Here is a 21076-nt window from a genome sequence, read left to right on the forward strand (position 1 = left end):
GAGAGGTGTGGGCACCGATCGATCAGGCGCCGGGCGTCTTCCCGACGCTCTCTTCGCCACCGGGACCTCGTCGTTCGCCGAGTTCCTGGGCGCGCACGCGCCGGAAATGCTGCCCGGTGGTCGGACACCACCCGGCGCGGCAGTGAGCGACGAGGTGCCGCACGGCACCACCATCGTGGCCGCGACCTACGCGGGCGGCGTGGTGATGGCCGGCGACCGGCGGGCGACGATGGGCAACGTCATCGCGGTCCGCGACGTGGAGAAGGTGTTCTCCGCGGACGAGTACTCCATGGTGGGGTACGCCGGCAGCGCGGGTGTCGGTGCGGAGCTGGTGAGGCTGTTCCAGGTGGAGCTCGAGCACTACGAGAAGCTCGAGGGCACCACGTTGTCCATCGAGGGCAAGGCCAACCGGCTGGGCATGCTGTTGCGTTCCAACCTCGGGTTGGCCATGCAGGGCCTCGCGGTGGTTCCCCTCTTCGCCGGGTACGACCTGGAGACCGGCAACGGCCGCATCTACTCCTACGACATCACCGGTGGCCGCTACGAGGAGCGTGAGTTCCACTCGATCGGTTCGGGGTCGGTGTTCGCCCGCGGCGCGCTGAAGAAGCTCTACCACGCCGAGGCCGGACGCGACGACGCCATCGGCGGCTGCCTGCAGGCTTTGTACGACGCCGCCGACGACGACTCCGCGACCGGCGGGCCGGACGTCTTCCGCCGCATCTACCCCATGGTCGCGACGGTCAGCGACGCGGGCTTCCACCGGCTGCCCGACAACGAGGTGGCCGCTCTCGTGGAGCGTCTGCTCTCGGGGCGGATGCGCCGCCCCGACGGTCCGACCGCCCCGGTGTTCCCCGACGACGAGAGCGGTGAAGCCCGATGACCATGCCGTTCTACGTCTCGCCCGAACAACAGATGAAGGACCGGGCGGATTTCGCTCGGAAGAACATCGCCCGCGGCCGCGGTGTGGCCGTGCTGCAGTACGACAACGGCATCGTGCTGGTCGCGGAGAACCGCTCGCCCGCGCTGCACAAGATCAGCGAGATCTACGACCGGATCGCGTTCGCCGCGGTCGGCCGCTACAACGAGTTCGAGAACCTCCGCGTGGCCGGCGTCCGCAGCGCGGACATGCGCGGATATTCGTACGACCGCCGTGACGTCACCGCCCGCGGCCTGGCCAACTTCTACGCCCAGGTGCTCGGCACGATCTTCTCCAGCGTCGCGGAGAAGCCCTACGAGGTCGAGCTCTTCGTCGCGGAGGTCGGTGAGAGCGCGGAGCAGGACCAGATCTACCGGCTCACCTACGACGGGTCGGTCGCCGACGAACGCGGCTACGCGGCCATGGGTGGCTCCGCCGAACAGATCAACGCGTTCCTGGAGCGCCGGTACCAGCATGGCCAGTCACTGTCGGCGGTGCTCGCCCTCGCGGTGGAGGCGCTCGGCCAGGACGGCAACGGCAACCGCCGGCTCGACGCCAGCCAGCTCGAGGTGGCGGTGCTCGACCGCACCCGCATCCAGAAGCGCAAGTTCCGCCGGCTGGTGGGGCCGGCCCTGGACCGGCTGCTCACCGCCGGAGAGGCTTCGGCGCCCGGTCCGGACCAGACACCGGCGGGCACCGGCGAGAGCCCGGACAGCCCACCTGGCGGGACATCCGGCGACACGCCGCCCGGCGAGCAGGCTGGTGGTCCCGCGTAGCCGCATCGTGACCAGATCAACTTCGCTCGCTTCGCCCCTGCGACGCCACGACGACATAGTGTGGTGACCATGGACCGTCGCATATTCGGCCTCGAGAACGAGTACGGCGTCACCTGTACCTTCCGCGGTCAGCGGCGGCTCTCGCCCGACGAGGTGGCCCGTTACCTCTTCCGGCGTGTCGTGTCGTGGGGGCGGAGCAGCAACGTCTTCCTTCGTAACGGCGCCCGGCTCTACCTCGACGTCGGCAGCCATCCCGAGTACGCCACCCCCGAGTGCGACTCGATCATCGACCTGGTGACGCACGACAAGGCGGGGGAGCGGATCCTCGAGGGTCTGCTGGTCGACGCCGAGCGGCGGCTGCGCGAGGAGGGCATCGCCGGGGACGTCTACCTGTTCAAGAACAACACCGACTCCGCAGGCAACTCCTACGGCTGCCACGAGAACTACCTCGTCAGCCGGCACGGCGAGTTCTCCCGGCTGGCCGACGTCCTCATCCCGTTCCTCGTCTCCCGGCAGATCATCTGCGGCGCCGGCAAGGTGCTGCAGACTCCCCGTGGCGCGGTCTACGCGGTCAGCCAGCGGGCCGAGCACATCTGGGAGGGCGTCTCCTCGGCCACCACGCGGTCCCGTCCGATCATCAACACCCGCGACGAACCGCACGCGGACGCCGAGCGTTACCGCCGGCTGCACGTCATCGTCGGCGACTCCAACATGTCGGAGACGACCACCCTGCTGAAGGTGGGTGCCACCGACCTGGTGCTCCGGATGATCGAGTCCGGGCTGGTGCTACGCGACCTGACGCTGGAGAACCCCATCCGGGCGATCCGGGAGATCTCCCACGACATCACCGGCCGGCGCAAGGTGCGGCTGGCCAACGGCCGCGAGGCCAGCGCGCTGGAGATCCAGGAGGAGTACTTCACCAAGGCCCGCGACTTCGTCGAGCGCCGCGAGCTCGCCACGCCGCTGGTGACCAAGGTGCTCGACCTGTGGGAACGCACGCTGAAGGCGGTCGACTCCGGCGACCTGACCCTGGTGGAGCGCGAGATCGACTGGGTGGCGAAGTACCGCCTGGTCAATCGCTACCGCACCAAGCACGGCCTGTCGCTGAACAGCCCACGGGTCGCCCAGCTCGACCTCGCCTACCACGACATCCACCGCGACCGCGGGCTGTACTACCTGCTCGAACGCCGCGGCCAGATGACGAGGCTGACCAACGACCTCGAGGTGTTCGAGGCGAAGTCGGTGCCGCCGCAGACCACCCGGGCCCGGCTGCGCGGCGAGTTCATCAAGCGCGCCCAGGAGCGCCGCCGCGACTTCACCGTCGACTGGGTACACCTCAAGCTCAACGACCAGGCCCAGCGCACGGTCCTGTGCAAGGACCCGTTCCGCAGCGTCGACGAGCGGGTGGAAAAGCTCATCCAGAGCATGTGAAATCATCCGCGACCCCGCGATACCTCACGTTCGGTACGCCCGCGGGTCGCTCAGGGATGGTTAAGGTTCCCCGTCTAGTGTGGTCGACTGTTTGTGCCGTCTCCCGATTCCGAGGTGTTCCCAGTGCGTCGTGGCCTGATAGCCGCCCTCCTGACGTCGTTGCTCGTCGTCACCGCCGCGTGCGGCTCGTCCGACTCGACCGACTCGTCCGGTTCGCCCGGCGCCAAGACCACCAAGTCGGCCGGGGCGACCGCACCCGCCAAGCAGAAGACCAGCACCATCGACGCGGTCAAGGTCGCCGGTGACGCGGGCAAGAAGCCCACCGTCACCTTCGCCAAGCCGTTCAGCGTCGCCTCCACCCAGTCCAAGGTGATCAAGGAGGGCTCCGGCCCGAAGCTCGCCGAGGGCCAGGAGGTCGTCGTCGACTACGTGGGCGTCAACGGCCGGGACAGCAAGGAGTTCGACTCGTCCTGGAAGAACGGCGGCCCCACCTCGTTCGGGCTCGCCAAGGGCAAGCTGATCAACGGCTTCGTGACCGGCCTGGTCGGCAAGCCGGTCGGCAGCCGGGTACTCATCACCATCCCGCCGAAGGACGGCTACGGCGCCAACGGCCAGCCGCAGGCCGGCATCAAGGGCACCGACAGCCTGGTGTTCGTGATCGACGTGAAGAAGGCCTACAAGCCGCTGAGCAAGGCCGAGGGCACCAAGGTCACCCCGCCGAAGGATCTCCCCGCGGTGAAGACCGACGCCAAGGACATCCCGACCGCGATCACCATCCCCAAGGGCGCGACCGCGCCGAAGAAGCTCGTCGCGCAGCCGCTGATCAAGGGGAAGGGCCCGAAGGTCACCGCCAAGCAGACGGTCAACATGCACTACCTGGCCGTCAACTGGCGGACCGGCAAGCCGTTCGACTCCTCCTGGCAGCGCGGATACCAGAACCTCCCGCTCCCCAACACCCCGGTCAAGGGGCTCGCCGAGGGCCTGGTCGGCCAGACCGTCGGCAGCCGCGTGCTGCTGGTCCTGCCGCCGAACAAGAGCTTCGGCCAGGACCTCCCGCAGACCGACGTGAAGAAGACCGACACGATCGTGTTCGTGGTGGACATCCTCGGCGCCAACTGACGGCCCGGGTCCGCGGCGGAGCGCCGCCGGACCCACGACGGCACGAACCAGCACCACGGGAACAACAGAGCAACCGCAACAGCCGAAGAACGGGAACGACCGTCGCCGCCCGGCCTCTCCTCAGTCGAGGAGGAGCCGGGCGGCGTGTCGTCCGGCGACCGCGCAGCCGGCGAAGTAGGCGCGGTCCTGCGCCGGCCCGCGGCCCATTGACGACAACGCGACCGGGCTGCGGGCCAGCGCGGCGTCCAGGCCCCCGACGGGAGTCCGTACCAGGCGGTGCCGGGCGCGCAGCGGCTCGACAAGTGCGCGCACCTGGTCGCCGAAGTCGCCGGGGAGGTCGGGCACGGCGAGGTCGGCGGCGGCCAGTGCGACCCGGCCGTACGCGGTGAGGCTGTGGTGGGAGACCACCTGATGGCGTACGCGCGGATCGGCCTCGGACAACCGCAGCGCGCCCACCGGCCGGCCACCCAGGGCAGCCACCGCGTTGACCACCTCGCCCACCGCCACCCCCGTGAACCCCCACCGGGTCCCGGTGCCGAGGTTGCCCGGCCCCTGGGTCACCACGACGACGTCCGCGCCGAGCACCAGCCGGGCGGCGAGCAGGCCGGTGTGGACGGTGGCCGCCTCGACGTCGCCGCCGAACGCCTGGCCGACGGTGACCGTGCCGGCGGGCAGCCAACCGGCCCGCGCCAGCCCGGCCACGGTGCGGGACAACGCGAGCGGAAGGGCCGCGCCGTCGGTCATCAGGTACGCCACCGACGCCTCCGGCGCCGCGTCGTACAGTCCGGCCAGCACGGCCGGCAGCGCGGAGTGCAGGTCGGCCACCACCACCGGCATGCCGGCCAGATCGTCGGCGTCGGCCAGCAGGTCGTGTGCGGGGGAGTCGGGCTCGTCGACGCCGAGGACCGTGGTCTGCAGCGGGGTGTAGCGGGCCTTGACCAGGTGCCCGGGGCCGGTCGGGTCGGCGGGCAGCCGGTCGGGTACGGCCACGACCAGGGCGAAACCGCCGGTGCCCAGGCCCAGGTGGTGGGCCGTGGTGTTGAGCAGGACACGGTCGCCTGGCTCGGGCCGGCCTACCAGGTCGACGTACGCCAGCGCGGGCAGCACCGCCTCGCCGGTGTCCACGTCCAGCTCCACCGCCCCGTCCCAGGACCGGCGGACCTGGCCGGCGACACCTTCCCGCCATCGGATCACAGGGTGCGACGCTACCGGCTCGGTCCGGGCACGCGATGGTTCGGCGTGGCCTGTGTGCTTTCGCGCCGTGTCGCACTTCGGGTGCGATAGCCTCACGTCGGTGGTCGCTAGTCTGTTCGAAGTGGCTCGAGTGCACCAGCCGCGCGGAAGGGGGTGGCGCGCGTGGCAGCGCCCCGCAAGTCCGAGCGGCTGATGAACCTCGTCATCTGCCTGCTGGTGTCGCACCACTTCGTGCCCAAGGCCCGCCTTCGCCAGCTGGTGGAGGACTACCGCGAGCAGACCCCCGAGGCGTTCGAGAAGATGTTCGAACGCGACAAGGACGAGTTGCGCGACCTGGGCATTCCGATCGAGGTCGGCTCGGTGGCCAGCGGGTTCGACGACGAGGTGGGCTACCGCATCCGCCGCAGCGAGTTCGAGCTGCCGCCGTTGACGTTCAGCGCCCAGGAGGCCGCCGTTCTCGGCCTGGCCGCCCGGGTGTGGGAGCACGCCAGCCTGGCCGAGGCCACCTCCCGCGCCGTGCTCAAGCTCGGTGCCGACGGGTTCGCCGCGGGCGCCGCCGGAGCGCCGGGCACCCCGTCCGCATCGGGTCCGCCGTCCGCATCGGGTCCGGCGTCGTCGTCGGGGTCGCCGGAACCCGCGAAGGTGCCCGACGCGGGCGCCGACGTACGGGCCGACACCGGTGCCGACACCGGCCCCGTGACCACGCTGGAGCCGCGGCTTCCGGCCAGCGAGCCGGCGTTCGAGCCGTTGTGGCGGGCGGTGCAGTCACGCACGGTGGTCGCCTTCGACTACCGCCGGCCCGGCGCCGGCGCCGCACAGCACCGCACGCTCGAGCCGTGGGGAATCCTCAACTGGCGAAGCCGGTGGTACGTCCTGGGACACGATCGTGACCGGGCGGCGACCCGGATGTTCCGGCTGTCCCGCATCGCCGGGCCGGTCCGGCCGGTGGGCCGCCCGGGTGCGTTCGCCGTTCCCGAAGGCGTCGACATCCGCGCCGAGGCGGCCCGGATGTCCCCGCCGGAGGAGCTGCGCCGCACCGCCCGGATCCGGGTGCGTGCCGGCGCGGGCCACGGCCTGCGGCGGCGGGCGTCGTCGGTCGTTCCCGCAGGCAGTGGCTGGGACGTCCTGGAGGTCGGCTTCTCCGATCCCGTGACCCTGGCCGAGGAGATCGCCGGTTACGCCGCGGGCGCCGTCGCCCTCGACCCGCCCGACCTGCGCGAGGCGGTGATCCGGCACCTCAAGGGGCTGCTGGTGGAGGTGGCCCACCATGGCTGAGGTCGCCCGCACGGCCGGCCCCGGTGGCGCGAAGGAGCAGGTACGCCGCCTGCTCGCGTTGCTGCCGTACCTCCTGGCCCATCCCGGCGCCCGGGTCGCCGACGTGGCCCGGACGTTCCACATCACCGAGAAGCAGCTGGTGTCCGACCTCGGCGTGCTGTGGTTCTGTGGCCTGCCCGGCATGATGCCCGGTGACTACATCGAGGTCGACATGGACGCCGTGGAGGGCGAGGGCGTCATCCACGTGTCCAACGCCGAGTTCCTGGCCCGGCCGCTGCGGCTGACCGCGGACGAGGCGCTCGGCCTGCTGGTGGCGCTGCGTACCCTCCGGGAGTCCGGCGGCCAGGCCGAGCGGGCACTGCTCGACCCGGTGATCGAACGCCTGGAGAAGGCCGCCGAGCAGGTCGACGCCGGCCTGGACAAGGTGGCCGTCCGGGTGGACGCCGCCGAGGACCCGAAGGTCCGGCAGACCCTCCAGGACGCCCTGGCCCGTGGCCGGCGGGTCCACCTCCGCTACTGGGTGCCCTACCGCGACGAGACCACCGAGCGTGACGTCGACCCGATGCGCCTGCTGCAGGCGGAGGGGTGGACCTACCTCGAGGGCTGGTGTCACCGGGCCGAGGACGTCCGGCTGTTCCGCCTGGACCGGGTGAGTGACGTGCAGGTGCTGGACGAGCCGGCCGCCCCGCCGCCGCAGGCCAGGCCGCGCGACCTGTCCGAGGGGCTGTTCCGCTCATCGCCGGACTATCCCGTGGCGACGCTGGAGCTGGAGCCCTCGGCGGCCTGGGTGGCGGAGTACTACCCGTGCGAGCAGGTCACCGAGCTGCGGGACGGCTCGCTGCGGGTCCGGCTGCGGGTGGCCGACCCGCGGTGGCTGCGCCGGCTGGCGCTTCGCCTGGGCGGCGGCGCCCGGGTGGTGGAGCCGCCCGAGCTGGCCGAGGCCGTACGGCAGGACGCGGTGGACGCGCTCGCGGCGTACGAAACGACCGATCCGGCCGGTGCCGGAGGCGTGGCCGACGTGGCCGACAGCCGTCCGGGCATGCGTTAGTCTGCTCCGCGTGATGTGGGTCCTGATCTTCGGGGGAATCGCCGTGTTCGCGGTGGTTCTCTACGCCCTGCTCGGCGTCTGGTTGTGGCGCCGGGCCAAGGGTGTGCTCACCGAGCTGGGCGCGGCCGAACGCAAGCTGCAGATCGCCGCCGAGCGTTCGGGCGACGAGGACAGCGAGAACCACCGGGATTCCGGGGCCGGGGGAAACACCGGAGCCGCACCCGCGAGGCACCGGCCCACACCGGGTAGGGGTCATCGCGAAGCAGTTCGCGGGGCAGGCCGGCATCGCGAAGGTCTCACAGAACGTCGCGGTCCGACCTCATCGCGTCGGCGTGCCGCGGCCGGGGCCGGTCACGGAGGCTGAACCGACCCGACCCCTCCTTCGGGGGATCAGGGCGTACCATCGAGCGAGAATCGCCGACTGAGAGGCTAATCATGGGATCTCTTGGACCGACCGAGCTGATCATCATCGGGGTCGTCCTGGTGTTGCTCTTCGGTGCGACACGTCTCCCGCAGACCGCCAAGGGCCTCGGCCAGGCGCTCAAGATCTTCAAGTCCGAGGTCCGCGACGACGACAAGCCGCAGGAAGTCGCCGCGCCCCCGCAGCAGCAGCAGCCGGTCTACCACCAGCCCAACACCACCAACGGTGCGCAGCAGCCTTACCAGCAGCCGGTTCAGCCGCCTTACCAGCAGCCGGTCCAGCAGCCCGTCGAGGACCCCCAGCACACCAACACCACCAACAGGTGAGCCAGTCCGCGCCGGCCCGCGCTGAGCGGGGCGGCGCCTACGTGGGAGTGTCGTGAGCCTGTCCCTCGGCCGGTTGCGAGTCCGGCGTACTTCCAAGCCTGAGCCGGACCCCGAAGGCCGGATGGCGCTGGTCGAGCACCTGCGCGAGCTCCGGTCCCGGTTGTTCAAGGCCGTGGGCGCGATCCTGCTCGGAATGATCCTTGGCTGGATCTTCTATCCGCAGCTGTTCGACCTGCTGCGCGAGCCGCTCGACATGGCCATCAGGAACCTCAAGGTGCAGCGGAACGTCGACGTCAAGCTGGTTTTCGGTGACGTCGCCGGCCCGCTGATGCTGCAGCTCAAGGTGGCGCTGATCGCCGGGCTGGTGGCGTCGTCCCCGGTCTGGCTGTACCAACTCTGGGCGTTCATCCTGCCAGGGCTGCACCGCAACGAGCGCAAGTGGACGATGGTGTTCATGGGCTCGGCCGCGCCGCTGTTCATCGGCGGGGTGGTGGTCGGCTACTACGCGATGCCCAAGGGCCTGAACGTCCTGATCGACTTCACCCCGGCCGGGGTGTCCAACTATCCGAGCGTCGACCTCTTCCTGTCGTTCGTCCTGCGCCTGCTGCTGGTGTTCGGTGTCGCGTTCGAGATCCCCGTCTTCGTCGTCATGCTCAACCTCGTCGGGGTGCTGTCCTCGGCGACCCTGGCGCGGTCCCGGGCCTGGATCATCTTCGGCATCTTCGTGTTCGCGGCGGTCGCCACTCCCTCGACGGACCCGGTGACGATGCTCATCCTGGCGGTCCCGATGACGATCCTCTTCCTCGTGTCGGAGCAGATCGCCCGGTTGACCGACCGGCGACGGAAGGCCCGGCTCGTCGCCCAGGGCATCGACGTCGACGGGATCGAACGCGCCGGCCGCGACGACTGACGACCGACCGGCCGAGCGGTCACCGCGGTCAGGTCACGCTCACCTGTGAGTTCGAGACCGCCGCTGCCGTAGGTCGGCAGGGGCGCTACGCTCGCCGCGTGCTTCGAGAGATCGCGGTTCTGGTCAACCCCACCTCCGGCCGCGGCCGCGGTGCCCGGCTCGCCGAGCCGGTCACCGAGCGGCTGACCGAGGCGGGCATTCGTGCCCGATGGGAGGCCGGACGGGACGCCGACGAGGCAGCCGATCTCGCCCGCCGGGCGGTCGCACGCGGCGTCGACGGCCTGGTGGTGATCGGCGGCGACGGCATGGCGCACCTCGCCCTGCAGGCGGCCGCCGAGTCCGGCACCCCGCTCGGCGTCATCCCGGCAGGTACGGGCAACGACCTCGCCCGGTCCGTTGGCGCGCCTGTCGGGGACCCGCTGGCGGCCGTCGACATCGTGGTGGCGGGATTCACCCGGGCGCAGGATCTCGGTCGCGTCGGCGACGAGTTGTTCTCCACGGTGCTCTGCGCCGGTTTCGACTCCCGTGTCGCCGAGCGGGTGGCCGGGATGACCTGGCCGCGCGGGCGGCTGCGGTACGACCTCGCGGTGGTCCGCGAGCTGGGGACGTTCCGCCCGCAGCGGTTCGTCCTCGAGCTCGACCAGGAGGAGGAGCAGACGGACGCGCTGCTGGTCGCCGTCGGCGTGACTCCCTCCTACGGCGGCGGGCTGCGGATCTGTGCCGGCGCGGATCCGGCCGACGGCCTGCTGGACGTCGCGGTGATCGGACCCCTTCCCCGGCACGAACTCGTACGTCTGTTCCCGAAGCTCACCAAGGGCACCCATGTCGGGCATCCGGCCGTGACGATGTACCGCGCGAAGACGGTGAGCGTCGCCTCGGCCGGAATCACCGCGTACGCCGACGGTGAGCGGATGGGCCCGCTGCCCCTGACCGTGGAGTGCGTGCCGGGGGCGCTGCAGGTGTTCGCTCCGCCGCCTCGCTGAGCCCCCGACCCGCGCCCACGTGAACGGGGGCGGGACACCGTAGCCTTGAGGCCATGAGCTCCCCGGCGGAGCGGTACGCCCGGTTCCAGGCCGCCAACGGCACCTCGTTCCAGGCGTTTCGACAGCTCTACGACTTCGAATTCGATCCGTTCCAGATCTCCGCCTGCGCCGCGTTGGAGGACGGCAAGGGCGTGCTCGTGGCCGCACCGACCGGCTCGGGCAAGACGGTGGTGGGCGAGTACGCCGTCCATCGTGCGCTGGAGACCGGCGGCAAATGTTTCTACACCACCCCGATCAAGGCACTGTCCAACCAGAAGTACGCCGAACTCGTCCAGCGCTACGGCGTGGAGCGGGTGGGCCTGCTGACCGGCGACAACACGATCAACGGCGAGGCGCCGGTGGTGGTGATGACCACCGAGGTCCTCCGCAACATGCTCTACGCCGGCTCCTCGACGCTGCGCGGCCTGTCCTACGTCGTGATGGACGAGGTGCACTACCTCGCCGACCCGTTCCGGGGCGCGACGTGGGAAGAGGTCATCATCCACCTCCCCGACTCGGTGCAGCTGGTGTCGCTGTCGGCCACGGTGTCCAACGCCGAGGAGTTCGGTGAGTGGCTGGCCACGGTGCGTGGGCACACCGAGATCGTGGTGGAGGAGCGCCGGCCGGTCCCGCTGTTCCAGCACGTGATGGTCGGCCGGCGGATGTACGACCTGTTCGCCGACACCGGGCGGCCCGGCGACAGCGCGAAGGTCAACCCCGAGCTGGCCCGGATCGTCCGCGACCACTGGCGGTTCGCCCGCCGCGACGATCGCGGCCCCCGGCGCGGGCGCCAGCCGCGCGGCGGAAGCCGGATCGCGTTCACCCCGAGCCGGGCGCAGGTGGCGGAGAAGCTGGAGGCCGAGGGGCTGCTGCCGGCGATCGTGTTCATCTTCAGCCGGCAGGCCTGCGACGCGGCCGTGCTCCAGTGCCTGTACGCCGGTATCCGGCTCACCCGGCCCGACCAGGCGGCGCAGATCCGCGCCTATGCCGAGGCCCGCACCGCCGACATGCCGCCGGAGGACCTCGCGGTGCTCGGCTACCACGAGTGGCTGGAGGGCCTCGAACGCGGGATCGCCTCGCACCACGCCGGGATGCTGCCCACCTTCAAGGAGATCGTGGAGGTGCTGTTCGCCCGGGGGCTGGTGCGGTTGGTGTTCGCCACCGAGACGCTCGCGCTGGGAATCAACATGCCGGCGCGGTCGGTGGTGCTGGAGAAGCTGGTCAAGTGGAACGGCCAGACCCACGCCGACATCACCCCGGGGGAGTACACCCAGCTCACCGGGCGGGCCGGCCGGCGCGGCATCGACGTCGAGGGGCACGGCGTCGTCCTGTGGCAGCCGGGACTCGAACCCGCCTCCGTCGCCGGCCTCGCCTCCACCCGCACCTATCCGCTGAGGTCGAGTTTCCGCCCGTCGTACAACATGGCCGTCAACCTCGTCCGCCAGTTCGGGCGGGGCCGGGCCCGGGAGCTGCTGGAGTCGTCGTTCGCGCAGTTCCAGGCCGACCGTGCGGTGGTCGGGCTGGTCCGCCAGGTCCGTCGCAACGAGGAGGCGATGGACGGCTACCGCGAGGCGACGGAGTGCCACCTGGGCGATTTCATGGAGTACGCCTCACTGCGCCGGCAGATCAAGGAACGCGAGACCTCCCTGTCCAAGCGCCGTCGCTCCGACCGGCGCGCGGAGGTGGTGGACTCCCTCGGCCGGCTCCGGTCCGGTGACATCATCGCCGTCCCCGCCGGGCGGCAGGCCGGCATCGCGGTGGTGCTCGACCCCGGTCACGCCGCCGGTGGCGACGGCCCCCGGCCGACCGTGCTGACCGAGGACCGGCGGGTGCGCAAGCTGTCGCTGGTGGACTTCCCGCAGCCGGTGGAGTCGCTCAGCCGGATGCGGCTGCCCCGGTCGTTCAACCCGCGCAACGCCCAGCACCGCCGCGACCTGGCCTCGACGCTGCGGCAGAAGTCGCCCGACGAGGTAGACGTGCCGAGGAAGCGCCGCGGCGGGTCGCCGGCCGAGGACGACCAGCGCCTGCAGGACCTGCGCGCGGCGATGCGCTCCCACCCCTGCCACGGTTGCTCCGAACGCGAGGACCACGCCCGCTGGGCCGAGCGCTACTTCAAGCTGGGCCGGGAAACCGAGGGGCTGCAACGGCGGGTCGAGTCACGCTCCAACACCATCGCCCGGCAGTTCGACCGGGTGTGTGAGGTGCTCGACGAACTGGAGTACCTCCACGGCGACCGGACCACCGAGGCGGGCGACCGATTGTCGCGGATCTACAGCGAGCTCGACCTGGTGGCCGCCGAGTCACTGCGCCAGGGCGTGTGGGACGACCTCACCCCACCGGAGCTGGCGGCCTGTCTGTCGGCACTGGCGTACGAGTCCCGCACACCCGACGACGTCGGGCCCCCCAAGCTGCCCGGTGGCGCGGCACGCGAGGCGCTCGGCTCGGTGGTGCGGATCTGGGGAGACCTGGACAGCCTGGAGGACTCCTTCCGGCTGGACTTCCTGCGCGAACCCGACCTCGGATTCGCCTGGGCCGCCTACCGCTGGGCATCCGGTGCTCCACTGGCCGACGTGCTCGACGAGACCGGGTTCGCGGCCGGTGACTTCGTGCGTTGGGTCAAGCAGATCGTCGACCTGGCCGACCAGGTGGCCGACGCGGCAGGTGCCGGCGTGCTGCGCAAGACCGCGCGGGCGACGGTGGAGGCCCTGCGCCGCGGGGTGGTGGCGTACGCCTCGGTGGCCTCCGACGCCGAGTGACCGACGACTCGCCGTTCACCTGACCGACGGCTCGCCGGGTGATCCTGACTGACCGCGTGCGGTCAGGATCACCCGCGGCGGTGGCCCGGGCGCCGCCGATCCGGTTGGCTGGCGTGCGCAAGCACGAGTTGACGCCACCGGAGGAACCTGTGTCCGACTTCAACGGCCTCGGCATGCACCTGGGCAACCTGAGCCGGCTCTCGTCCGCACAGACCAGGTCGATCAGCGCGGAGAACCCCGATGGGTCACGCTCCGGCGGTGCGCGGGCCACCGAGGGGGAAGGTGCCGCCCGCGAACTCGGCCAGGGCTGGAAGGTCCGTCCCTGCATCGAGATCCCCGGCGAGTCGGTGGTGACGCTCGCCGACGTCGACGGTCCGGGCGCGATCCAGCACGTGTGGATCACGGTCACACCGACGGCATGGCGCCGGCTCGTCGTGCGGTGTTACTGGGACGGTGAGGAGAACCCCTCGGTCGAGGTGCCGCTCGGCGACTTCTTCTGCCACGGCTGGGGAGAGTTCGCGCAGATCAACTCGGTCCCGGTGGCGGTCAACCCCACCGGCGGCTTCAACTCCTACTGGGAGATGCCGTTTCGCGGGCACGCCCGGATCACCGTGGAGAACCTCGACCCCGAACCCGTCCGCGGCTTCTTCTACCAGATCACCTACGCACTCACCGAGGTCGAGCCGGACCGTGCGTACTTCCACGCCCAGTGGCGGCGCAGCGACCCGCTTCCGCACGGCGAGGTGCACACGCTGCTGTCCGGCGTACGTGGGCAGGGGCACTACGTGGGGACCTACCTCGCCTGGGAGTCCCATCACGACGGCTGGTGGGGCGAGGGCGAGCTGAAGTTCTACCTGGACGGGGACGAGGAGTTCCCCACCATCTGCGGCACGGGCACCGAGGACTACTTCGGCGGGGCGTGGGCGTTCGAGCATCCCAAGGGTGCGTACGGCGCGTTCAGTACGCCCTACCTCGGCATGCCGCAGGTGCTCGTCCCCGACGGGTTCATGCGTACGCAGCAGAGGTTCGGGTTGTACCGCTGGCACGTCCAGGACCCGATCCGCTTCACCGGCGACCTGCGGGTGACCGTCCAGGCGCTCGGCTTCAAGTCGTCGCTGAGCGGTCAGGCACGCTTCCGGCCGCTGGAGGACGACATCGCGTCCACGGCGTTCTGGTACCAGACCGAGCCGCACGCCGCCTTCCCCGCACTGCCGGACCGGGACCTGCTGGAGCCCTGAGCCTCCGGCCCCGGCCGACGCACCCCGGCTGCTCCCGGCACCGGCAGTGTCCGGGGGAGTCTGCGGGGTCAGCGGAGGTCTGCGGGGTCAGCCGGCCTGCTGGGCGAGTGCGGCCACCACCCGCTCGGCCGAACCGCCGAGCCCCCACTGGCGTACGAGCTCCGCCCAGCCGTCCGGATCGGCCGGTGCGCCGGGGAGGGTGGCGTCGACCTCGGGCAGCTCGGCGTCGGGCAGCACGGCCACCACGGCGCGCGCGGCGGTGAGGTAGTCACCGGCCTGCCGCAGCTTGAGCCGCAGGCCGGGCGCCAGACCGCTGCCCTCGTCCTCGACCGCGGCGAGCACGCCGTCCAGGTCGGTGTACTTGGAGATCAGTCCGGCCGCGGTCTTGTCGCCGACGCCCGGCACGCCCGGCAGCCCGTCGGACGGGTCACCCCGCAGCACGGCGAAGTCGGCGTAGGCCCGGCCGGGAATGGAGTATTTCTTCGCCACCCAGGCCTCGTCGACGGTGTCCAGCCGCCCCACGCCGCGGGCGGTGTAGAGGATGCGGACGGCACGGGAGTCGTCGACCAGCTGGAACAGGTCGCGGTCACCGGTCACCACGTCGACCGGACGGGGAGAGCGCGCGGTGAGCGTTCCGATGACGTCGTCGGCCTCGCAGCCGGGTGCGCCGACCACCGCGATGCCCAGGGCGGCCAGGGCGGCACGGATCACCGGCACCTGGGTTTCCAGCGCGTCCGGGGCCTCCTCGACGTCCGGCCCGCCCGGCACCTCTTCGGCCACCCGGTGGCCCTTGTAGCTCGGCAGCAGGTCGACCCGCCACTGAGGTCGCCAGTCGTCGTCCCAGCAGGCGACCAGATGGGTCGGCCGGTGGTCGGTCACCAGGCGGGCGATGAAGTCCAGCAGTCCGCGGACGGCGTTGACCGGCGTGCCGTCGGGAGCACGCATGGAGTCGGGCACACCGAAGAAGGCGCGGAAGTACAAGGATGCGGTGTCGAGAAGCAGCGTCTTCTCGCCGGCGGTGCTCGGCATGGCGACAACCTAGACGACGTCGCCGACACTCGGCTGGAAGCGTGACCGGGGAACGGCGACCGGTGCCCGCCGGTGGGGTCCTGCCGGGTCTCGCGTCGGCCGGCGCCGGTCAGCCGGCGAGCTCCTTCTCCAGCGGCGTACGGAACCTCGGCACCACGCGGGCCGGGCCCAGCCAGGTGTCCAGCCGCGCGGCGTGGTCCTCGATCGCCCGGGCGGCCTCGGCGCCGACGTCCTCCAGCAGGCGGTAGGTCACCTCACCGTCGCGACGCTGGGCCCAGCCGCCGACGACGCGGCCGTCGGCCCACACCGTGGGGCCGATGTTGCCGGACCGGTCGAAGAGCGCGGACCGGTGTGCGCCGAGGTACCAGGAGCGTTCGGACCAGCCCATGGCGGTGGGGTCCAGGGCGGGAAGGAACGAGACCCACGGATCCAGCACCGGGGTGGGCTCGTCGTCGCCGGGCAGGACCAGTCCGGTCTGCCCGTCCAGGTCGACCTCCACCGGCCGCACCCGCGTCAGGGCGGCCTTGACGTCGCGGGCGGTCCAGCCGGTCCACCAGCGCAGGTCGGTCACCGTGCCCGGGCCGAACGCGGCCAGCCAGCGCCGCACCAACTCGGCCCGCGCCGCCTCGACCGGCTGCTCGGGCATGCCGCTCGGCAACCACGACTCGACCGGCGCCCACCGCCACTGGGTGCTCGTCCACGAACCACGCGGGCGGCCCCGGACGATTCGTCCGTCGGCGGCGAGCAGAAGCAGCACCCAGGTGGTGATGTTCTGGTCACCGCCGTACGACTTGCCCTCGGCCCTCGTCACCCGTGAACGCAGCCGCGGCTCGTCGGCGGCGAGCTCGGCCCCGGTGGCCTCACCCCGGGCGGCCAGCGCCCGCGCCGTGGACTCCTCGACGTCCTTCAGCCAGGCGCCGTCACCGAGGCCGGCGGCCTCGATCAGCTGGGTGTACCTGCGCCGCTGCTGCGCGGCGACGGCGAGCGTGCAGGACGCCTGCAGCACGGGCGCTGTAGCGGTCGGGACCACGAACATCGTCCGCCGCATTGCGAGCATCCGCAGCAGCGAGCGGTCGGCGTACAGCGCCTTCTCGACGTCCTCGACGGCGGCGCCGGCAGGGCCGGTCCGGGCCGCGACGGACAGAAAGACGGTGGCCGGGTCGGTGGCGTGCAGGGCGACCACGGCCTCGGCCGCCTCGACCGGGCCGGCTGCCTGCGCACCAGCCGCCAGCCGGTGGCGGCGGCCCAGCCGGGCGCGGCGTTCCTCGACGCTGATGTTTCGCACCCGAACCTTCTACCACCGGCCGCCGACAGCCCTGACAGCTCGGCGCCCCGTCAGGGCGCGACCTGGGCGGACGTTCCTCCGGTGAGCCGGATGAGTTCGGCGTAGCTGGTGGGGAACATGCTGAGGTGGTCGCCGGCGCCGGCCCAGACCTCTTCGTACTTCTCCAGCCAGAGGTCGACGATCGTACGCAGCGGAGCGGGGTGGCCGACCGGCGCGACGCCGCCGACCCGCTGGCCGGTGGCGGCGAGGACCTGCTCGGGGTCGGCGCGGCGGATCTTCGGCAGGCCGAGCGACCGGGAGAGGTACCTGGTGTCGACCCGGTGAGCACCGCTGGTGAGAACGAGCAGGGGCTCCTCGCCGGCCACGAAGACCAGGCTGTTGGCGATCGCTCCCACGTCGCAGCCGAGCCGCTCGGCAGCCGCGGCGGCGGTGGGCACCTCCTGGTCGAACACGTGCACCGTGCCGGTGGCACCGAGGTGGCGGAGGGTGGCCGCGACGTGGTCGGACTGTGGGCTCATGTGCGGAAAGTTATCGGTTCCGGGCATGCGGTCGCACCCGCGCAAATTGCGGTGTCCGGGATGTGGCGGGGAGGCGGAACGGGTTGTCGGCGGGGCGGCCTAGGCTGACCCGCGTGACGACCTCCGTGCCTCCCGCCGACCTGCGTCTCCGCCTCGACCGTGCCCGCGCGACCGCGGCCGCCGCGGGTGTCGACGCCCTGCTGGTCTCGCCGGGTCCCGACCTGCGTTATCTCACCGGCTACGATGCCAAGCCGCTGGAGCGGCTCACCTGCCTGCTGCTGCCCGCGCAGGGCGCACGGGCCGAGCCGGTCCTGGTGGTGCCGGGCCTGGAGCGCGCCGCGGCCCAGGCGTCCGGGGTCACGGAGCTGGGCCTGGAGATCGTTCCCTGGCAGGAGACCGAGGACCCCTACGGACTGGTGGCCAAGCTGCTGCCCGGCGTCGGGTCGGTGGCGCTGGACAACCACATGTGGGCGGAGAAGGTGCTCGCGTTCCGGGCGTCGCTGCCCGGTGTGGAGCAGAAGCTCGCGGGGGAGGTCCTGCGCGAGCTGCGGATGCGCAAGACCCCGGCCGAGGTGGCCGAGCTGCGCGCCGCGGGCGCGGCGATCGACCGGGTGCACGCCCGGGTCGGTGACTGGCTGCGCCCCGGCCGCACCGAGGCCGAGGTGGGCCGCGACATCCACGACGCGATCCTCGCCGAGGGGCACGTCCAGGTCGACTTCGTGATCGTGGGCTCGGGCCCCAACGGCGCCTCGCCGCACCACGAGGTCTCCGACCGGGTGATCCAGGCCGGTGAGCCGGTGGTCGTCGACATCGGGGGGACCACTGCGGCCGGCTACTGCTCCGACGAGACCCGCACCTACGCCGTCGGCGGCCGGCCCTCGGAGGAGTTCCGGCGCTACTACGACGTCCTCCAGCGTGCACAGGAGGCCGCCTGCGCACACGTGCGCCCGGGCGTCACCGCGGAGTCGGTGGACGCCGTCGCGCGCACGATCATCACCGAGGCGGGCTACGGCGAGGAGTTCATCCACCGCACCGGCCACGGCATCGGCATGGAAAGCCACGAGGAGCCCTACATCGTGGCCGGCAACACGCTGCCGCTGGAGCCGGGCATGGCCTTCTCCGTCGAGCCCGGTATCTACTTCGAGGGCCGGCACGGCGCCCGGATCGAGGACATCGTGGTGGTCACCGAAACCGGCGTGGAAGCGGTCAACCTGCGTCCTCGCGACCTGGTGGTCCTCGATGGCTGAGGTGCTGCCCGGGCCGGCCGCCGAGGCGGCGATCCGCGCGGTGAGATCGCGGACTGACCGCGCCATGGTTCACGCGGTACGGTGACCGGCGTGGAGGACCTCGACCGTCAGATCGTCCGGCTGCTCGCGTCCAACGGCCGGATGTCGTACACCGAACTGGGCAAGCTCACCGGCCTGTCGACCTCGGCGGTGCACCAGCGCGTACGCCGGCTGGAGCAGCGCGGCATCATCAAGGGATACGCGGCGGTCGTCGACTACGAGGCGCTCGACCTGCCGCTGACCGCGTTCATCTCGATCAAGCCGATCGACCCCAGCCAGCCCGACGACTCACCCGACCTGCTCCAGGACGTGCCGGAGATCGAGGACTGTCACTCCGTCGCGGGGGACGAGAACTACGTGCTCAAGGTCCGGGTCACGAGTCCCCGCGCGCTGGAGGAGTTGCTGGCCCGGATCCGCTCCAAGGCCAACGTCTCCACCCGTTCGCTGATCGTGTTGTCCACTCCGTACGAACACCGTCCGCCGGCTGTCTGAGGCTCGTCCGCCGGCGTCCGCCGCGTTCGGCTCGCCCCGCATCGTCCTTCTCCTGGCTATGCTAGCCGCACAACGTTAGTCAGCTAACGAAGGAGTGCGCCGATGCGTATCAGCCTGTCCATCGCCAACTTCACCTGGCCCGACGGCCCGGACCGGATCGGCCACCACGTCGGCCGGCTCGCCCGGATCGCCGACCAGGCCGGCTTCCACACCCTCTGGGTGATGGACCACCTGTTTCAGATCGGCATGAACGGCCCCGCAGAGCTGGACATGCTCGAGGGCTACACCACGCTCGCGTATGCCGCGGGCCAGACCGAACGCATCCGGCTCGGCACCCTGGTCACCGCCGCGCCCTACCGGCATCCGGGTGTCCTGGTGAAGACCGTGACCACGCTCGACGTCCTGTCGGGCGGCCGGGCCTGGCTGGGGATCGGCGCCGCGTGGAACGGCCGCGAGGCCGAGGGGCTGGGCATCCCGTTCCCGCCGACGAGGGAACGCTTCGACCGGCTGGAGGAGGTGCTCCGGATCGCGTTGCAGATGTGGCGGGGCGACCGGACGCCGTACGACGGGGACCACTACCACCTCGCCGACCCGCTGAACTCGCCCAACGCCCTGACCCAGCCGCATCCGCCGATCCTCGTCGGAGGGATGGGGGAGCGGCGCACGCTGCGGTACGTCGCGAAGTACGCGGACGCCTGCAACCTCTTCGACATCCCGGACGGCGAGGCGGTGCGCAAGCACAAGCTCGCCGTCCTGCGGGAGCACTGCGAGGCCGAGGGGCGCGACTACGACGAGATCGAGAAGACGATCGCCATGTCGGTGGCGATCTCCCGGGACGGGCGGGACGGCACCGACTCGCCGGCCCGGGTGCTCGATCGGCTGGCCGAACTCGCGGCATCCGGGATCGACCACGCGATCGTCGCGCCGCCCGGCCCATGGGACGAGGAGTCGCTTCGGCTGCTGGGCGAACTCGTGCCGGACATCGAGGCGATCGTGCCCGCGGGCCGTTGAGGCCGGAAACGCCGACTCCCGCTCCGGATCGTCGAACGGGGCGAGCTGGACTACCTACGCTGTGCCTTATTGCACTCTGCAATAAGGCACAACGCTAAAGGCAACGGGACGATCGAGTCGTCGTGCTGTCGAGGGCGCGGTGCCAATCGGTGCTGTCGGTGCTGTCGGTGCCGTCGATGCGGTCGGGTGCCGTCGAAGGCGGGCCGGCCCGCCGGGGGAGGGGTCCGCATGGTCCGCCCACAGTCCGCCGACCTGACAGGCCTCACCGTGCTCGCGCTGCTCATGCAGGGTCCGCGGCATCCTTACGAACTGCACCGGCTGATCGTCGACACCCACAAGGACTACATCACCGGCCTTCCCCGCAGCCTCTACCACGCCGTCGACCGGCTGATGAACGACGAACTGATCGTCCCGGTGGAGACCAGCCGGGAGGGCCGGCGACCCGAACGGACCGTCTACCAGATCACCGCCGACGGCCGGGCCGAACTCGCCGCCCGGCTGCGCGGTCTGCTGGAGCGGACGGACAGTGCCCCGCCGACGTTCACCGCGGCCGTGTCGCTGCTCGGCTGCCTGCCGGTCGAGGAGGCCGTACGCAGCCTCGGCACCCGGGTGACCGGCCTGGAAGGCAGAATCGCCACCCTCGACGGGGTGATGGAGACCCTGCGCACCGGCGGGCTGCCGCGGCTGCTGCTGCTGGAGCTGGAGTACGCCCGTGCGACCACGGCCGCCGAACTGCAGTGGGTACGCGGCCTGCTCGCCGACATCAGGGTCGGCGACCTGACCTGGACGTCACCGCTGACCGGCGCCGACCTCAGACTGCGGCCAGGGTCGGGCGCGGCCACCGACGAGGAGGAGCAACCCGAGGAGTAGCGCCGAGCTGGGCTGACCTGAGATGAGCTGAGCTCGGCCGGGTGCGCCAACCTCGGCGGAGCACCCCGATCGATTCCGCACCTGTGCGAGGCGGTGGAGTGCGTCGCGGGCCGGTTGACACGGGTGCTTCCACCGAGGCCGGTGGCGCCGGCT

General features: G+C 71.4%; 20 protein-coding genes. 16 read left to right on the forward strand and 4 right to left on the reverse strand.

Annotated elements, in window-relative coordinates; genetic code table 11:
- The first annotated feature begins 7 nt into the window (after positions 1-7).
- The 4 genes from prcB to FHR37_RS08710 all read left to right on the forward strand — a co-directional run bounded on the left by prcB (position 8) and on the right by FHR37_RS08710 (position 4242).
- Complete coding sequence (gene prcB, locus FHR37_RS08695; protein WP_237768788.1) at positions 8-880, forward strand: proteasome subunit beta; 873 nt, start codon at positions 8-10, stop codon at positions 878-880.
- The gene (prcA, locus tag FHR37_RS08700) at positions 877-1692 is read left to right on the forward strand and encodes a proteasome subunit alpha (RefSeq protein ID WP_092883535.1); all 816 of its coding nucleotides are present in this window, start codon (positions 877-879) and stop codon (positions 1690-1692) included. Before prcB ends, prcA begins: the two co-directional genes overlap by 4 nt.
- Before the next feature lie 69 nt (positions 1693-1761).
- Complete coding sequence (gene pafA / locus FHR37_RS08705) at positions 1762-3123, forward strand: Pup--protein ligase (RefSeq protein ID WP_092883770.1); 1362 nt, start codon at positions 1762-1764, stop codon at positions 3121-3123.
- Positions 3124-3246: 123 nt separating this feature from the next.
- A complete protein-coding gene (locus FHR37_RS08710) occupies positions 3247-4242 on the forward strand; it encodes an FKBP-type peptidyl-prolyl cis-trans isomerase (RefSeq protein ID WP_092883536.1) in 996 nt (331 codons plus the stop codon).
- A gap of 120 nt (positions 4243-4362) precedes the next feature.
- Here FHR37_RS08710 and FHR37_RS08715 read toward each other — a convergent pair whose 3' ends face one another.
- Positions 4363-5436: a DUF3866 family protein gene (locus tag FHR37_RS08715; RefSeq protein WP_092883537.1), complete on the reverse strand. Its 1074-nt coding sequence runs from the start codon at positions 5434-5436 to the stop codon at positions 4363-4365.
- Positions 5437-5598: 162 nt separating this feature from the next.
- On the opposite strand from FHR37_RS08715, the gene FHR37_RS08720 reads away from it, so the two are divergent.
- The 8 genes from FHR37_RS08720 to FHR37_RS08755 all read left to right on the forward strand — a co-directional run bounded on the left by FHR37_RS08720 (position 5599) and on the right by FHR37_RS08755 (position 14432).
- The gene (locus tag FHR37_RS08720) at positions 5599-6711 is read left to right on the forward strand and encodes a helix-turn-helix transcriptional regulator (protein WP_237768789.1); all 1113 of its coding nucleotides are present in this window, start codon (positions 5599-5601) and stop codon (positions 6709-6711) included.
- A complete protein-coding gene (locus FHR37_RS08725; RefSeq protein WP_092883538.1) occupies positions 6704-7759 on the forward strand; it encodes a helix-turn-helix transcriptional regulator in 1056 nt (351 codons plus the stop codon). Before FHR37_RS08720 ends, FHR37_RS08725 begins: the two co-directional genes overlap by 8 nt.
- Positions 7760-7769: 10 nt before the next feature.
- The gene (locus tag FHR37_RS08730; RefSeq protein ID WP_139238956.1) at positions 7770-8123 is read left to right on the forward strand and encodes a hypothetical protein; all 354 of its coding nucleotides are present in this window, start codon (positions 7770-7772) and stop codon (positions 8121-8123) included.
- Positions 8124-8194: 71 nt separating this feature from the next.
- Positions 8195-8506: a Sec-independent protein translocase subunit TatA gene (gene tatA, locus FHR37_RS08735; RefSeq protein WP_092883540.1), complete on the forward strand. Its 312-nt coding sequence runs from the start codon at positions 8195-8197 to the stop codon at positions 8504-8506.
- A gap of 52 nt (positions 8507-8558) precedes the next feature.
- Positions 8559-9416, forward strand: coding sequence for a twin-arginine translocase subunit TatC (gene tatC, locus FHR37_RS08740; protein WP_237768790.1), 858 nt, complete (start codon positions 8559-8561; stop codon positions 9414-9416).
- Between the two features lie 98 nt (positions 9417-9514).
- Positions 9515-10399 (forward strand): diacylglycerol kinase, encoded by an 885-nt coding sequence (locus FHR37_RS08745; protein ID WP_092883542.1) that lies wholly within the window; start codon positions 9515-9517, stop codon positions 10397-10399.
- A gap of 53 nt (positions 10400-10452) precedes the next feature.
- Complete coding sequence (locus tag FHR37_RS08750) at positions 10453-13194, forward strand: DEAD/DEAH box helicase (protein ID WP_092883543.1); 2742 nt, start codon at positions 10453-10455, stop codon at positions 13192-13194.
- 113 nt (positions 13195-13307) lie between these two features.
- Positions 13308-14432, forward strand: a complete 1125-nt coding sequence (locus FHR37_RS08755; RefSeq protein WP_237768791.1) for a glycoside hydrolase family 172 protein — start codon at positions 13308-13310, stop codon at positions 14430-14432.
- A gap of 87 nt (positions 14433-14519) precedes the next feature.
- Here the strand turns inward: FHR37_RS08755 and FHR37_RS08760 are convergent, their stop codons facing one another.
- The 3 genes from FHR37_RS08760 to FHR37_RS08770 all read right to left on the reverse strand — a co-directional run bounded on the left by FHR37_RS08760 (position 14520) and on the right by FHR37_RS08770 (position 17264).
- The gene (locus FHR37_RS08760) at positions 14520-15461 is read right to left on the reverse strand and encodes a 5'-3' exonuclease (protein ID WP_092883544.1); all 942 of its coding nucleotides are present in this window, start codon (positions 15459-15461) and stop codon (positions 14520-14522) included.
- A gap of 109 nt (positions 15462-15570) precedes the next feature.
- Positions 15571-16746, reverse strand: a complete 1176-nt coding sequence (locus tag FHR37_RS08765) for a winged helix DNA-binding domain-containing protein (protein WP_092883545.1) — start codon at positions 16744-16746, stop codon at positions 15571-15573.
- 50 nt (positions 16747-16796) lie between these two features.
- Complete coding sequence (locus FHR37_RS08770) at positions 16797-17264, reverse strand: YbaK/EbsC family protein (protein ID WP_092883546.1); 468 nt, start codon at positions 17262-17264, stop codon at positions 16797-16799.
- Between the two features lie 113 nt (positions 17265-17377).
- Here FHR37_RS08770 and FHR37_RS08775 point away from each other — a divergent pair, with 113 nt between their 5' ends.
- The 4 genes from FHR37_RS08775 (at position 17378) to FHR37_RS08790 (ending at position 20923) form a co-directional block, all read left to right on the forward strand.
- On the forward strand, positions 17378-18511 hold the full coding sequence (locus tag FHR37_RS08775) for a M24 family metallopeptidase (protein ID WP_092883547.1): 1134 nt from the start codon (positions 17378-17380) through the stop codon (positions 18509-18511).
- 90 nt (positions 18512-18601) lie between these two features.
- Positions 18602-19042, forward strand: a complete 441-nt coding sequence (locus tag FHR37_RS08780) for an Lrp/AsnC family transcriptional regulator (RefSeq protein ID WP_092883773.1) — start codon at positions 18602-18604, stop codon at positions 19040-19042.
- Between the two features lie 102 nt (positions 19043-19144).
- Positions 19145-20053 (forward strand): LLM class F420-dependent oxidoreductase, encoded by a 909-nt coding sequence (locus tag FHR37_RS08785; protein WP_092883548.1) that lies wholly within the window; start codon positions 19145-19147, stop codon positions 20051-20053.
- A gap of 228 nt (positions 20054-20281) precedes the next feature.
- On the forward strand, positions 20282-20923 hold the full coding sequence (locus FHR37_RS08790) for a PadR family transcriptional regulator (RefSeq protein ID WP_092883549.1): 642 nt from the start codon (positions 20282-20284) through the stop codon (positions 20921-20923).
- Positions 20924-21076: the final 153 nt, after the last annotated feature.

This window comes from Actinopolymorpha cephalotaxi (genome assembly GCF_013408535.1).
GTDB classification, from domain to species: domain Bacteria; phylum Actinomycetota; class Actinomycetes; order Propionibacteriales; family Actinopolymorphaceae; genus Actinopolymorpha; species Actinopolymorpha cephalotaxi.